We start from the raw sequence: 14,695 nt of genomic DNA, 5'->3' as shown, positions 1-14,695 counted from the left end.
CTACCCTTGTGTGCATGACCAGCAGCAGCGACCGGAGCCAGGCAGTGGACGTAGCGGACCCCAAGACGTACGAAGTGCTCACCTACGGGTGCCAGATGAACGTCCACGACTCCGAGCGCCTGTCCGGCCTCCTGGAGAACGCCGGGTACGTCCGTGCCCCCGAGGGCTCCGACGGCGACGCCGACGTCGTCGTGTTCAACACCTGCGCGGTGCGTGAGAACGCCGACAACAAGCTCTACGGCAACCTCGGCCGGCTCGCCCCGCGCAAGACCTCGCGCCCCGGCATGCAGATCGCCGTGGGCGGCTGCCTCGCCCAGAAGGACCGCGACACCATCGTGAAGAAGGCGCCCTGGGTGGACGTCGTCTTCGGCACGCACAACATCGGCAAGCTGCCGGTCCTCCTGGAGCGCGCCCGCGTCCAGGAAGAGGCGCAGGTCGAGATCGCCGAGTCCCTGGAGGCGTTCCCCTCCACGCTGCCCACACGACGTGAGAGCGCCTACGCGGCCTGGGTCTCCATCTCGGTCGGCTGCAACAACACCTGCACCTTCTGCATCGTCCCCGCGCTGCGCGGCAAGGAGAAGGACCGCAGGACCGGCGACATCCTCGCCGAGATCGAGGCCCTGGTCGCCGAGGGCGTCTCCGAGATCACCCTGCTCGGCCAGAACGTGAACGCCTACGGGAGCGACATCGGCGACCGCGAGGCCTTCAGCAAGCTGCTGCGCGCCTGCGGCAAGATCGAAGGCCTGGAGCGCGTCCGCTTCACCTCCCCGCACCCGCGCGACTTCACCGACGACGTGATCGCCGCCATGGCCGAGACGCCGAACGTGATGCCGCAGCTGCACATGCCGATGCAGTCCGGCTCGGACACCGTCCTGAAGGCGATGCGCCGCTCGTACCGCCAGGAGCGCTACCTGGGCATCATCGAGAAGGTCCGCGCGGCCATCCCGGACGCCGCGATCACCACCGACATCATCGTGGGCTTCCCCGGCGAGACCGAGGAGGACTTCGAGCAGACGATGCACGCCGTGCGCGAGGCCCGCTTCTCCGCCGCCTTCACCTTCCAGTACTCCAAGCGCCCCGGAACCCCGGCCGCGACCATGGACAACCAGGTCCCCAAGGAGGTCGTGCAGGCCCGCTACGAGCGTCTGGTCGCCCTCCAGGAGGAGATCTCCTGGGAGGAGAACAAGAAGCAGGTCGGCCGCACCCTGGAGCTGATGGTCGCCGAGGGCGAGGGCCGCAAGGACGGCGCCACCCACCGCCTCTCCGGCCGCGCCCCCGACAACCGCCTGGTCCACTTCACCAAGCCCGACCAGGAGGTCCGCCCCGGCGACGTGGTCACGGTCGAGATCACCTACGCCGCCCCGCACCACCTCCTCGCCGAGGGCGCGGTGCTGAACGTGCGGCCCACGCGCGCGGGCGACGCCTGGGAGAAGCGCACCAAGGAGACCCAGGACAAGCAGCAGGGCGTCCTCCTCGGCCTGCCCAAGGTGGGCGTCCCCGAGCCGCTGCCGGCGGTCACCGGGGGCTGCGCGATCGACTGAGGCACCGGAGACGGGGGACGGCATGACGACGCACTGGGTGATCACGATCGAGTACGGCACGGGGGAGGGACACCGCTTCGAACCGCTCACGCAGTTCGCGGCGACCCACGAGGAGGCCCGGCGCCGCCTGTACACGTACGCGTGCGAACACAAGCACCGCGAATCGCTGCGCCAGCGCTCGCGCCACGTGTTCCGGCAGGACGAGCACACCTACTACGTGCAGGTCCGGGGTGCCGTCTCCGGCCACCACCTGCGTTACCGCCTCGCCGAGCTGGTCTGGAGCACCGAGAAGGCGCTCCTGCCCGACCCCCGGCCGCAGGAGCCGCAGGACGCCGTCCCGGACGATCCCTGGCACCCGCCCGCGCAGTAGGCTGCCGATCATGCTTGTCGCCGCCGCCGTCTGCCCCTGCCCGCCGCTGCTCGTGCCCGAGGTCGCCGCCGGGGCGGCCCCGGAACTGGACACCGCGCGTGCGGCCTGCGACGAGGCGCTGGCCAAGGTCGTCGCCGCCGCGCCCGAGCTGATCGTGGTCGTCGGCACGGGCGCGCGCACCGCCTTCCACGAGGCCGGGGCCCGTGGCTCCTTCCGGCCCTTCGGCGTCGATGTCGACGTGGTCCTCGGTACGGCGCCGGGCGCCCCGGCGGCCACGCTGCCGCCGTCTCTCACGGTCGGTGCCTGGCTGCTCACGCGTGCGGGCTGGACCGGTCCCGTACGCGGCTACGAGGTGGAGGGCGGCCGGTCCTGGCCGGTCAACGGCGAGGACGGCGTGCACCTCGCCTCCCTGGCCGACCGCGTGGCCCTGCTCGTCATGGGCGACGGCACGGCCTGCCGCACGGTGAAGGCCCCCGGCTATCTGGACGAGCGCGCCGAGGGCGTGGACGCGCTGATCGCCGCCGCCCTGCGCGACCGCGACTTTGACGGCTCCCTCGCGCGACTCGACGCCGACCTCTCGCGCGAGCTGAAGATCTCCGGCCGCGACCCCTGGCAGATCCTCTCGGCGGCCGGGGGCGGCGGCCGCGGCACCGGCGAGCTGCTCTACGAGGACGCCCCCTACGGAGTCGGCTACTTCGTCGCCTCCTGGACGTAGGCGCACCCCGGACATGGCGACGGCCGCGAAACCCGAGGGCTTCACGGCCGTCCGCCAGATGTGACCGACCTACTTGCGGGCGCCCTCGCCGGCCTCGTTGTCGGCCGCCTGCTGCGCCGACTGCTGCTTCGGGATCTCCACGGCGGCCGCACCGGCCTCGGCGGTCCCGCCGGCCTCGGCGGCCTCCTCCGCGTCGGCGGCCCCGGCCTCCGCGGTCCGCGGCTCCTCCGAGGCGTCCGACGCGGCCTCAGCGGCCTCGGGGACCGACTCGGCGTCCGGGACGCCCTCCGCCTCGGGCTCGGCCGTCAGAGTGGCAGCCCCGCCCTCGGCGGTTGACGTCGCCTCGGTGTCCTTGGCCTTACGGCGAAACATGTCAAAAACGCCCATTACAACTCCATGTGGTACTCGTGCGGGCGAAATCCCGTCCTGCCCGGTGCGTCTCATTGCGTCGCCCGGGTCACCGGTCGGCAAAACCGGCGGCCGGAACCTCGCAACAGGCAACGACCCCGCTCCCGCCCCGTCACGTAGCTCGTTCGAGAAGTGGTGCCCCGGTTTGCGAGACTGGGGCGGTGAGTAGCGCAGCTCCCGCCCCGCGGGTCATCGCCGTCGTCGGTCCCACCGCGGCCGGAAAGTCGGATCTCGGCGTCTTCCTGGCCAGAGAACTCGGCGGCGAGGTCGTCAACGCCGATTCCATGCAGTTGTACCGAGGGATGGACATCGGCACCGCCAAGCTGACGCCCGAGGAGCGCGCCGGAGTCCCGCACCACCTCCTCGACATCTGGGACGTGACGCAGGCGGCGAGCGTCGCCGAGTACCAGAGACTCGCCCGCGCCGAGATCGACCGCCTCCTCGCCGCGGGCCGCTGGCCGGTCCTCGTCGGCGGATCGGGGCTCTACGTGCGGGGCGCCGTCGACAAGATGGAGTTCCCCGGCACCGACCCCGACGTCCGCGCCCGCCTGGAGGCCGAGCTGGCCGAACACGGCTCCGGCACCCTCCACGCCCGCCTTGCCGCAGCCGACCCGGAGGCCGCCCTCGCGATCCTGCCGAGCAACGGCCGGCGCATCGTGCGCGCCCTCGAAGTCATCGAGATCACCGGAAAGCCCTTCACGGCCAACCTGCCGGGACACGACTCCGTCTACGACACTGTCCAGATCGGGGTCGACGTCGAGCGGCCCGAACTCGACGAACGCATCACCACGCGCGTGGACCGCATGTGGGACGCCGGGCTCGTCGACGAGGTGCGCGCGCTGGAGGCCCAGGGCCTGCGCGAGGGCCTCACCGCCTCCCGCGCCCTCGGATACCAGCAGGTCCTCGCCGCGCTCGCCGGAGAGTGCACCGAGGAGGAGGCGCGCACCGAGACCGTCCGCGCCACCAAGCGCTTCGCGCGCCGCCAGGACTCGTGGTTCCGCCGTGACCCGCGGGTGCATTGGCTCAGTGGGGCCGTGGCCGATCGCACGGAACTCCCGGCCCGCGCAATGGCGTTGGTCGAACGACCGGTTACAGCCTGATCACGTGATGGCATCGGGACGCCCGGGCGGTCATCCCGGCCCCCGCGGGCGTGCCATCATCGACCTCGATCGACCGAGACAGTCCGGAGTGGGAGGGCGCGTGGCGATGGAGGCCGGCCCTCGTGACACCGCACCAGGCGGGGAGCAGCTCAGCTCCGACGGGCCTGGGACGACCCCCGACGGCGTGATCGCCGACGGCCCCACGGCCGACGAGATCGCCGCGCAGAACGAGGCGGCGGAGGTCGAGGTCGAGCTGCGCCCGCAGCGCAGGCTCCGGATCTGGCAGCTCGCCCCCATCGTGATGCTCGCCACCCTCGGCTCCCTGATGTTCGCCTTCCCGCTGTTCTTCGAGTTCGGCGACGGCGGCGCGGTCGTGGCCATGCTGGGCCTGCTGATCAGCTCCTGCGCGGCGGGCTGGGGCCTGATGGCCGCCCGCCGGGTGGGCTACGCGCTGCCCGGTCTCCCGCCGCGCGGCTCGGGCCGCTGGCCCGACTGGCGGGTCGTGGGCGCGTACGTGGTCGTGGTGGCCGCCGTGACCGTCCTCGCCGTCTGGCGCGTGGCCCGGCTGCGCTGAGCGAGCGCACCGCTTCCCGGGATGCCGGACCGATCTCGTACGATCGACAGATGACGACCTTCCTCAAGGGTCACGGGACCGAGAACGACTTCGTGATCATCCCGGACCCGGAGAACGCGATCGAGCTGCCCCCGGCGGCCGTGGCCGCGCTCTGCGACCGCCGCGCCGGTCTCGGCGGTGACGGTGTCCTCCACGTCGTGCGCTCCGCCGCCCACCCCGAGGCGAAGCACCTGGCCGACGAGGCCGAGTGGTTCATGGACTATCGCAACGGCGACGGGTCGATCGCCGAGATGTGCGGCAATGGGGTCCGGGTCTTCGCCCGGTACCTCCAGCACGCCGGACACGTCGCTGAGGGCGACCTCGCCGTCGCCACCCGCGGCGGCGTCAAGAAGGTCCACATCGACAAGGAAGGCCTGGTCACGGTCGGTATGGGCCGGGCCGTGCTCCCCGAGGGCGAGGTCACGGTCACGGTCGACGGCCGCTCCTGGCCCGCGCGGAACGTGAACATGGGCAACCCGCACGCCGTCGCCTTCGTGGCCGACCTCGCGCACGCGGGCCGCCTGCTCGACCCGCCGCCGTTCGCCCCGGCCGAGGCCTATCCGCAGGGGGTGAACGTGGAATTCGTCGTCGACCGCGGCCCGGGCCACGTCGCCATGCGCGTGCACGAGCGCGGCTCCGGCGAGACCCGCTCCTGCGGCACCGGCGCCTGCGCGGTGGCCGTCGCCACGGCCCGCCGCGATGGCGTCGACCCCACCGTCACCGGGACCCCGGTGACGTACGAGATCGATCTGCCCGGTGGGCGGCTCACCATCACCGAGCGGCCCGACGGCGAGATCGAGATGACCGGACCGGCCGTGATCGTCGCCGAGGGCGAGATCGACACGGACTGGTTCGCTGCAATCGAAACCGTAAACCCGTGAACCGTCGCTCGAATGGGTGATCCGTTTCACGCTGGGCGAGAGCGGGACTGCACCACGTGATGGGCTCGGTAGCATCAAGCACCGGTCCGGACGGGTGCCCCCGCCAGCCCGCCACCGGTCGACGCAGCCGGAGGTGCTCATGAGTGCGGAGGCGACCAACCCCGCGACCCCGGGGCCGATCACGCCCGGAGCCCAGCGAAGGCGTGGCCGTCCCCGGATCGACCTGCGGCGTCTCGGCCGCGCCGCGTTGCTCGGCCCGGCCGGCCGCGACCGGCTGCCGGACGCGATCGGCCATGTGGCCGAGGCCCATCGGGCCCACTTCGCGGACGCCGATCTGGAGCCGCTGCGCCGTGCCTACGTCCTGGCCGAGTCCTCGCACCGCGGTCAGATGCGCAAGAGCGGCGAGCCGTACATCACCCACCCGCTGGCCGTGACCCTGATCCTGGCCGAGCTGGGCGCGGAGACCACGACGCTGACCGCCTCCCTCCTCCACGACACCGTCGAGGACACGGAGGTCACGCTCGACCAGGTCAGCAGCGAGTTCGGCACCGAGGTCGCCTATCTGGTCGACGGCGTGACCAAGCTGGAGAAGGTCGACTACGGCGCCGCGGCCGAGCCCGAGACCTTCCGCAAGATGCTGGTCGCGACGGGCAACGACGTCCGCGTCATGTCGATCAAACTCGCCGACCGCCTGCACAACATGCGCACCCTCGGCGTCATGCGCCAGGAGAAACAGGAGCGCATCGCCAAGGTCACCCGCGACGTCCTCATCCCGCTCGCCGAGCGCCTCGGCGTGCAGGCCCTGAAGACCGAGCTGGAGGACCTCGTCTTCGCCATCCTGCGCCCCGAGGAGCACGGGCGGACGCAGGCCCTCATCGCCGCCGACACCGCCCGCCCGGAGAACCCCCTGGCGGACATCGCCGACGAGGTGCGCGGCGTGCTGCGCGAGGCCGGGCTGAGCGCCGAGGTCCTCATCCGGCCGCGGCACGCCGTCTCCGTCCACCGAGTGCTGCGCAAACGCGGCGAGCTGCGCGGCGCCGACTTCGGCCGCCTGCTCGTCCTCGTCTCCGAGGACGCCGACTGCTACGGCGTCCTCGGCGAGCTGCACACCTGCTTCACGCCCGTGGTCTCGGAGTTCAAGGACTTCATCGCCGTACCGAAGTTCAACCTGTACCAGTCCCTGCACACCGCGGTTGCGCGGGCCGACGGCGAGGTCGCCGAGGTCCTCATCCGCACTCACCAGATGCACAAGGTGGCGGAGGCGGGCGTCGTCGCGCTCGGCAACCCGTACGCGCCCTCCGCCGAGGAGCACCTGGACACCGAGGGCGAGCGCTCCGACCCCACCCGGCCGGGCTGGCTCTCCCGCCTTCTCGACTGGCAGCAGTCCGCGCCCGACACCGACACCTTCTGGTCGACGCTGCGCGAGGACCTCGCCCAGGACCGCGAGATCACCGTCTTCCGGCCCGACGGCGGCACCATCGGACTGCCCGCGGGCGCCAGTTGCGTCGACGCCGCCTACGCGCAGTACGGCGAGGACGCCCACGCCGTCATCGGCGCGCGGGTCAACGGCCGCCTGGCGACGCTCAGCACGGTCCTCAAGGACGGCGACACGGTCCAGCCGCTCATGGACCGCATGGAGGGCGCCGCCGCCTCCGAGCCGTCCCGCGACTGGCTCGACCACGCCCGTACGCCCGCCGCGCGCATCGCCATCCGCCGCTGGCTGGCCGCCCACCCGGAAGGGCCGAGCGCACCGGAGTCCGCGCCCCGAGCCCCCTACAGCGGCCCCTCCGCGCGCCCCTCGGCGGCGAACGTCGTCGTCGACCAGCCGGGTGCCGCCGTCCGCCTCGCGGGCTGTTGTACGCCCGTACCGCCCGACAAGGTGACCGCCTTCGCCGTCCGCGGCGGCGCCGTCACCGTGCACCGCGTGGAGTGCCCCGCGGTGGCCCGGATGACCGGCGCGGGACGCCCCGAGGTCGGCGTGCGCTGGGCCGACGCCGAGACCGCCGAGTACCGGGTCACCCTGATCGCCGAGTCCTTCAGCCGCCCGCACCTGCTCGCCGACCTGACCGAAGCCATAGCGCTAGAGGGCGTCGCCATCGTCTCGGCGACCGTCGAACCTCCCGTCCAGGGCAGGGTCCGGCACACCTACACCCTCCAACTCCCCGGCTCCGCCCACCTCCAGGGCCTGATGCGGGCCATGCGCAACGTCCCGGGCGTGTACGACGTGGGACGCGCCCAGCACGCGGCGGCCGGAGCGCTCTAGGGAGACCTCGTTCGGGTGGGTGCGGCGCGTGCCGCCGGACCCACCGGGGGCGGCGCTGATAGCCGTAGTTCATGCTGCTCAGCTCCCGAACCCCCCGCACCGTCGCGCTGCTCGCCGCCGGTGCCTCCGTCGCGCTGCTCGCCGCGGCCGCGCCGCCCCGGCCCGCCACACCGCTCGGCGTCGGCGACCGGCTCTTCCCGACCCTCGGCAACCCCGGCTACGACGTCCGCTCGTACGACATCTCGTTCACGTACAAGGGCGACAACGACAAGCCGCTCGACGCCGTCACCCGCATCGACGCGCGCGCCACCGCCCGGCTCGACCGGGTCAATCTCGACTTCTCGCACGGCACCGTACGGTCCGTCGAGGTCAACGGCGCTCCGGCGGACTTCGCCACCGGCGGCGAGGACCTGGTCGTCACACCCGCCCGGCCCCTCGTGGCCGGCCAGCCGATGCACATCACCGTGCGGCACACCAGCGACCCCAGGCCGGGCAAGGAGGAAGTGGGCTGGGTCCGCACCAAGGACGGGCTCGCCATGGCGAACCAGGCCGACGCCGCGCACCGCGTGTTCCCCTGCAACGACCACCCGTCCGACAAGGCCATGTTCACCTTCCGCGTGAACACGCCGCAGAAGTACACGGCCGTCGCCAACGGCCTGCCGACCTCCCTCACCCCCGGCGCCGGCGACACCACCGACTGGACGTACCGGACCGCCCACCCCATGGCCACCGAACTGGCCCAGGTCTCCATCGGGCGCTCCACCGTGCTGCATCAGAAGGGCCCGCACGGCCTCCCGGTACGCGACGTCGTGCCGACCAAGGACGTCAAGGCGCTGCGCCCGTGGGTCGACAAGACACCCGCGCAGCTCGCCTGGATGGAGAACAAGGTCGGCCGCTACCCCTTCGAGAACTACGGGGTGCTGATCGCCGAGGCCAGCACCGGCTTCGAACTGGAGACGCAGACCCTCTCCCTCTTCGAGCGGGACCTCTTCGTACGCACCGAGTACCCGGCCTGGTACGTCGAGTCGGTCATGGTGCACGAACTGGCCCACCAGTGGTTCGGCGACAGCGTCAGCCCCCGCACCTGGTCCGACCTCTGGCTCAACGAGGGGCACGCCACCTGGTACGAGTCCCTGTACGCGCAGGAGAAGGCCGACCGGCCCATGGAGACCCGGATGCGCAACGCCTACCGCGAGTCCGACGGCTGGCGCGCCTCCGGCGGAGCGCCGGCCGCCCCCAAGAACCCCACGCACGGCGAGAAGATCAGCATCTTCCGCCCGGTCGTCTACGACGGCAGCGCGCTCGTCCTGTACGCGCTGCGCCAGGAGATCGGCACCGGGAAGTTCGAGCGCCTGGAGCGGCGGTGGGTGGCCACGCACCGTGACGGCACCGCCACGACCGCGGACTTCACGTCCCTCGCCTCCCGGGTGGCCGGACGCGACCTGAGCGGTTTCTTCCAGCAGTGGCTGTACGCGAAGAAGACGCCGCCGATGCCCGGACACCCGGACTGGAAGTCCGCCCCGGTGCAGAAGAGCAAGGCCCGCAAGTAGTACCTGCGAGCGGGCGTGGACCTGTGCCGCGCTGGAAATAACCCGGGTGACGAGACGGCCCGTACCGTGCGACCATCTTCAGGCCGACGGCGCGGGCGCCTCCGGGAATCCCGGGGCGGCCCCGAGCGTTGTCACAGGTGCCAGGGGACCGGGTGCGAGCCCGGCCACCTTTCGAATCCCAGCGACCCAAAGGATCCAATGACCTCCTCTTCTTCCCCTTCCCAGGACGCGCAGAGCTTCGCGCAGAACCACACCGAAGGTCTTCGGGCCGATGCCCTGATGGAAGAGGACGTCGCCTGGAGCCACGAGATCGACTCGGACCGGGACGGTGATCAGTACGACCGTTCCGAGCGCGCGGCGCTGCGCCGTGTCGCCGGTCTGTCCACCGAGCTGGAGGACGTCACCGAGGTCGAGTACCGACAGCTCCGCCTGGAGCGTGTGGTGCTCGTCGGCGTGTGGACGTCCGGCACGGTCGAGGACGCGGACAACTCCCTCGCGGAGCTGGCCGCCCTCGCCGAGACGGCGGGCGCGCTGGTCCTCGACGGCGTCACCCAGCGCCGGGACAAGCCCGACGCGGCGACGTACATCGGTTCCGGCAAGGCCCTGGAGCTGCGCGACATCGTCCTCGAGACCGGAGCCGACACCGTCGTCTGCGACGGTGAGCTCAGCCCCGGCCAGCTCATCCACCTCGAAGACGTCGTCAAGGTCAAGGTGGTCGACCGGACCGCACTGATCCTCGACATCTTCGCCCAGCACGCCAAGTCCCGAGAGGGCAAGGCGCAGGTCGCGCTCGCGCAGATGCAGTACATGCTGCCGCGCCTGCGCGGCTGGGGTCAGTCGCTCTCCCGGCAGATGGGTGGCGGCGGCGGTGGCGGCATGGCCACCCGTGGTCCCGGTGAGACCAAGATCGAGACGGACCGGCGACGGATCCGCGAGAAGATGGCGAAGATGCGCCGTGAGATCGCGGAGATGAAGACGGGCCGCGACATCAAGCGCCAGGAGCGCAAGCGCAACAAGGTGCCCTCGGTCGCCATCGCCGGATACACGAACGCGGGCAAGTCCTCGCTGCTCAACCGCCTCACGGGCGCGGGCGTCCTGGTGGAGAACGCGCTGTTCGCCACCCTCGACCCGACCGTGCGCCGAGCCGAGACGCCGAGCGGCCGCCTGTACACGCTGGCCGACACCGTCGGATTCGTCCGGCACCTGCCGCACCACCTCGTCGAGGCCTTCCGCTCGACCATGGAGGAGGTCGGCGACTCCGACCTGATCCTGCACGTGGTCGACGGCTCGCACCCCGTGCCGGAGGAGCAGCTCGCCGCCGTGCGCGAGGTGATCCGGGACGTCGGCGCCACCGACGTACCGGAGGTCGTGGTGATCAACAAGGCGGACGCGGCGGACCCCCTGGTCCTCCAGCGCCTGCTGCGCAACGAGAAGCACGCGATCGCCGTCTCGGCCCGCACCGGCGCCGGAATCGAGGAGCTGCTCGCGCTCATCGACGCCGAACTGCCGCGGCCCGAGGTCGAGATCGAGGCGCTCGTGCCGTACACGCACGGCCAGCTGGTCGCGCGGGCGCACAGCGACGGCGAGGTGATCTCCGAGGAGCACACCCCGGAGGGCACCCTGCTCAAGGCACGCGTGCACGAGGAACTGGCGGCGGAACTCGCGCCGTACGTTCCGACGGCGACCGCCGGCTGACATCCGGCCGCAGTCAGCAGTACGTGAGTGGTCCCGCCCCGGACTTCCGGGGCGGGCCCACTCACGTACGACGGGTCTCCTGCTCGCCTACTGCCCGGCGAACTTCTCGCTCACGGAGTCGTAGACCGCCTTGGCCTCTTTGCCGAGACGCGGACCGGCGAGCCACCCCGCCGTCACCGGACCGATCGAGGTGTTCGACACCAGGGCCGGCTTGCCGTCGGAACCCTGCCCGACCCAACCGCCGCCCGAGGAACCGCCGGTCATGGTGCAGCCGATGCGGTACATCGTCGGGTCGGTCTCGGCCAGTGACAGCCTCCCGGGCTTGTCCGCGCACTGGAAGAGCTTCTGCCCGTCGAACGGCGCCGCCGCCGGGTAGCCCTTCGCCGTCAGCCGGGAGATCTTCGGCACGGCCGGCGCGTTGAAGTCCACCGGCAGCGCCGAACCGACCGTTTCCTCCAGGGACTTGTCGGTCGTGCCCTTCTCCGGCTTCACGTGCAGCACCGCGAAGTCGTACGAGGCGCCGGCGCCACCCGTCGGACCGCCCTGTGCGATCCACTGCTCGGAGGTCTGCGCCGCGTCGGCCCACCAGACGCCGAGCGGAGCGATCTCCTCGCGCGTGGCTCCGTCCAGTTGAGCCGAGGACCTGGCGCTGTCGTTGTAGGAGGGGACGAACGCGAGGTTGCGGTACCAGCCGCCGCTCTTGCCCGCGTGCACACAGTGGCCGGCCGTCCAGACCATGTCGGACTTGCCGGGGTGCGCGGGGTCGGTGACCACGGTCGCCGAGCACTGCGCCTGACCCTCAGGAGTGTCGAAGACCAGCTTGCCCGCATACGGCACGTTCTGGTGGTAGGTGGCCGGGACGGCCGCCGCCCTCACCGGCGGCGGCTCCGGGTCGGTCACCCCCTGGTCGCCGGAGAGATCACTCTCGTCGACCTGGCCGCCCGGGTTCTTGTCGGCGTCCCGCATCCGGTCCGAGTCCCACAGTCCGGCGATGATGGGATTGACGAAGTCCTGCGCCTCACGCAGCCACTTGTCCCTGTCCCAGTTCTTCCACTCGCCGTTCTTCCACTTGTCCAGATCGAACCCGTGCTCCTTGAGCCGCTGCTTGATGTCGTCCGGGATCTGGATCTTGTCCCCGCCCGCGGTCGCGGAGGCGGTCGGCTTCTCGTCCGCGTTGTCGTCGCTCGGCCCACAGGCCGTGGCGGTCAGGGCGAGCGCCGCACCGAGCGCGACCGCCGCCGCCACCGGGTACGTCCTGCCGCGCGCGCTCCGGGCGCGGCGAGCGGCGAACAACGGGCGTATGGGTCGCATGTCGTGAATCCCCCTGGGCTTCTTGGTGGTTGTGCCGCTGTACGGGTGCGCCGGGCGAGCGGCGTGCTCCGCCGTACCCTCCGCGTCCGAACGGCATCCCACACTATGCCGATGCCGTCGGGGACGACCGACGGAACAGCAACGGTTCCGTCACGGAGGGATCTTGGACGCGACGCCGTTCGTTGGTACTGGCTTCAGGGCCGTCGAGACGCGCCTCCGGACCGCCGGGGCCCGCCTCCGGGCAAAGGTCTCGTCATGTGTCGCACGAGTATCCGCTTCACCCGTGGCCCTCCGGTCCTGTCGTCGTTGGGTACGTACGGGGGATCCGCAACAGGCGTTCAGTCCTCGACCCGTCCTGGCTCGGTGTCAGGGCGGGCCACGGTCGCGCCCGCGTGACATCGCCCCGCCCTCAGGTGAGTCGGCAGCCGCTGCCGGCCGTACATCCCAGCGGGAGGACCAACAGCCGTGGCCGTCACCGATCCTGCGCCCGTGGCGCTGCCCGCTCCGCTCGACGGGGCGGCCCGCGAGGCATCCGCATGCGACAGCGCCGTGCACGAAGGGATCCTGCGCCGCCAGTCCGCGCGGGAGTCGGCGGCCCGCACCTATGCGCGCTCGCTGCCGATCGTGCCCGTGCGGGCCCGCGGACTCACCATCGAGGGCGCGGACGGCCGCCGCTATCTGGACTGCCTCTCCGGCGCCGGCACCCTCGCGCTCGGCCACAACCATCCCGTCGTGCTCGAAGCCATCCGCAAGGTCCTCGACTCGGGCGCCCCGCTGCACGTCCTCGACCTGGCCACCCCGGTGAAGGACACGTTCACCACCGAGTTGTTCCGCACCCTGCCGCCCGGGCTCGCGGACCGGGCCCGCATCCAGTTCTGCGGCCCGGCCGGGACCGACGCTGTCGAAGCCGCCCTCAAACTGGTCCGCACCGCCACCGGCCGCTCCGGCCTCCTCGCCTTCACCGGTGCCTATCACGGCATGACGGCGGGGGCGCTCGAAGCGTCCGGCGGCGCGCAGGACGTCCGGGTCGCGCGCCTGCCCTACCCGCAGGACTACCGCTGCCCCTTCGGCATCGGCGGCGCACGCGGTGCCGAACTCGCCGCCCGCTGGACCGAGTCGCTGCTCGACGACACCAAGTCCGGGGTGCCGCGGCCCGCGGGCATGATCCTCGAACCCGTCCAGGGCGAGGGCGGCGTGAACCCCGCGCCCGACACCTGGCTGCGCCGGATGCGGGCCATCACCGAGAAGCGCTCCATCCCGCTGATCGCCGACGAGGTGCAGACCGGCGTCGGCCGCACCGGCGCCTTCTGGGCCGTCGACCACAGCGGCGTCGTGCCCGACGTCATGGTCCTGTCCAAGGCGGTCGGGGGCAGCCTGCCGCTGGCCGTGGTCGTCTACCACGAAGACCTCGACGTCTGGAGCCCCGGCGCCCACGCCGGAACCTTCCGCGGCAACCAGCTCGCCATGGCGGCCGGCGCCGCGACCCTCGCCCACGTCCGCGAGAACCGGCTCGACCAGCGCGCCGCCGACCTCGGCGCCCGCATCCTCGGCCAACTGGAACAGGCCGCCCAGGAGTTCGCCATCGTCGGCGACGTCCGCGGACGCGGCCTGATGATCGGCGTCGAGATCGTCGACCCGGAGGGCGAGGCATCCGGTCCTGCCGCCGCAGACGCGGAGGACGCGGAAGGCATGGCAGGCGACCCCCTCCTCGGCGGCCCTTCCCCATCGCCGCTTCCCGCGGCCCCCGCCTTCGCCGCCGCAGTGCGCGACGCCTGTCTGGACCGGGGTCTGATCGTCGAACTGGGCGGCCGCCACTCCAGCGTCGTCCGGCTCCTTCCGCCGCTCACCCTCACCGACGAACAGGCCGCGGCCGTCGTCGACCGCCTCACGGACGCCCTCGCCGCCGTGTCCCGGGCGGCGCACTGTCCGTAGACCCGCGGGCCCTCGCGGGGGCCCCGTCGCCGGCCGGGCGGCGACAAAGGTTCCGCCATGCGTCCGGCAAGTCCTCCTCGTACCCGTGTCTTTCGGGGCGCGGCATCGTTGTGAACCTACGGGGGATCTGCAGTCGGCGCTCAGCGCTCGGCCTGTCCTGGTGCGCGCCCGGACGGTTTCTCGGGGTTGTGCCTGCCCGCTCGTCCCGCCTATAGGTGAGTCGGCGAGCGCTGCCGACCCTTCGTCCCAGCGGGAGGACCAACAGCTGTGCCTGCGAGCGAACCGGTGCCCACGCCGTCGCCCGTCCCGTACGGAG

At 72.0% G+C, this 14,695-nt stretch carries 12 protein-coding genes; 10 read left to right on the top strand and 2 right to left on the bottom strand.

Annotated features, from left to right (window positions below):
• Positions 1-14 precede the first annotated feature (14 nt).
• Genes miaB through K377_RS08660 form a run of 3 tightly spaced genes read left to right on the top strand, consistent with a single transcriptional unit; the run spans position 15 to position 2,626 of the window.
• A complete protein-coding gene (gene miaB, locus K377_RS08670; RefSeq protein ID WP_111662594.1) occupies positions 15-1,541 on the top strand; it encodes a tRNA (N6-isopentenyl adenosine(37)-C2)-methylthiotransferase MiaB in 1,527 nt (508 codons plus the stop codon).
• Positions 1,542-1,563: 22 nt separating this feature from the next.
• The gene (locus K377_RS08665; protein WP_111662593.1) at positions 1,564-1,911 is read left to right on the top strand and encodes a hypothetical protein; all 348 of its coding nucleotides are present in this window, start codon (positions 1,564-1,566) and stop codon (positions 1,909-1,911) included.
• 10 nt (positions 1,912-1,921) lie between these two features.
• Positions 1,922-2,626, top strand: coding sequence for a class III extradiol dioxygenase subunit B-like domain-containing protein (locus K377_RS08660; protein WP_111662592.1), 705 nt, complete (start codon positions 1,922-1,924; stop codon positions 2,624-2,626).
• A gap of 69 nt (positions 2,627-2,695) precedes the next feature.
• On the opposite strand, the gene K377_RS08655 is transcribed toward K377_RS08660, so the two are convergent.
• A complete protein-coding gene (locus K377_RS08655) occupies positions 2,696-2,998 on the bottom strand; it encodes a hypothetical protein (protein ID WP_309252216.1) in 303 nt (100 codons plus the stop codon).
• A gap of 197 nt (positions 2,999-3,195) precedes the next feature.
• Here K377_RS08655 and miaA point away from each other — a divergent pair, with 197 nt between their 5' ends.
• The 6 genes from miaA (at position 3,196) to hflX (ending at position 11,136) form a co-directional block, all read left to right on the top strand.
• A complete protein-coding gene (miaA, locus tag K377_RS08650) occupies positions 3,196-4,134 on the top strand; it encodes a tRNA (adenosine(37)-N6)-dimethylallyltransferase MiaA (protein ID WP_111662590.1) in 939 nt (312 codons plus the stop codon).
• Between the two features lie 106 nt (positions 4,135-4,240).
• Positions 4,241-4,708, top strand: a complete 468-nt coding sequence (locus K377_RS08645; RefSeq protein WP_111662589.1) for a hypothetical protein — start codon at positions 4,241-4,243, stop codon at positions 4,706-4,708.
• Positions 4,709-4,758: 50 nt separating this feature from the next.
• The gene (gene dapF / locus K377_RS08640; RefSeq protein ID WP_111662588.1) at positions 4,759-5,628 is read left to right on the top strand and encodes a diaminopimelate epimerase; all 870 of its coding nucleotides are present in this window, start codon (positions 4,759-4,761) and stop codon (positions 5,626-5,628) included.
• Between the two features lie 139 nt (positions 5,629-5,767).
• Entirely contained in the window at positions 5,768-7,891 is a 2,124-nt protein-coding gene (locus tag K377_RS08635) for a bifunctional (p)ppGpp synthetase/guanosine-3',5'-bis(diphosphate) 3'-pyrophosphohydrolase (protein ID WP_111662587.1), read from the top strand.
• A gap of 71 nt (positions 7,892-7,962) precedes the next feature.
• Positions 7,963-9,441 (top strand): M1 family metallopeptidase, encoded by a 1,479-nt coding sequence (locus K377_RS08630; RefSeq protein ID WP_111662586.1) that lies wholly within the window; start codon positions 7,963-7,965, stop codon positions 9,439-9,441.
• A 198-nt stretch (positions 9,442-9,639) separates the two neighbouring features.
• Complete coding sequence (hflX, locus tag K377_RS08625; protein ID WP_111662585.1) at positions 9,640-11,136, top strand: GTPase HflX; 1,497 nt, start codon at positions 9,640-9,642, stop codon at positions 11,134-11,136.
• 87 nt (positions 11,137-11,223) lie between these two features.
• Here hflX and K377_RS08620 read toward each other — a convergent pair whose 3' ends face one another.
• Complete coding sequence (locus K377_RS08620) at positions 11,224-12,447, bottom strand: serine protease (protein ID WP_111662584.1); 1,224 nt, start codon at positions 12,445-12,447, stop codon at positions 11,224-11,226.
• A 465-nt stretch (positions 12,448-12,912) separates the two neighbouring features.
• Here K377_RS08620 and K377_RS08615 point away from each other — a divergent pair, with 465 nt between their 5' ends.
• Positions 12,913-14,379 carry a diaminobutyrate--2-oxoglutarate transaminase family protein gene (locus tag K377_RS08615; protein WP_111662583.1) on the top strand — a complete coding sequence of 489 codons (1,467 nt, stop codon included), beginning with the start codon at positions 12,913-12,915 and terminating at the stop codon, positions 14,377-14,379.
• Positions 14,380-14,695: the final 316 nt, after the last annotated feature.

Source organism: Streptomyces sp. PsTaAH-137 (assembly GCF_003259365.1).
In the GTDB taxonomy this organism is placed as follows: Bacteria; Actinomycetota; Actinomycetes; order Streptomycetales; family Streptomycetaceae; genus Streptomyces.
Note: the sequence above shows the minus strand (reverse complement) of the source record. Positions and strands in the feature narration are given on the sequence as shown.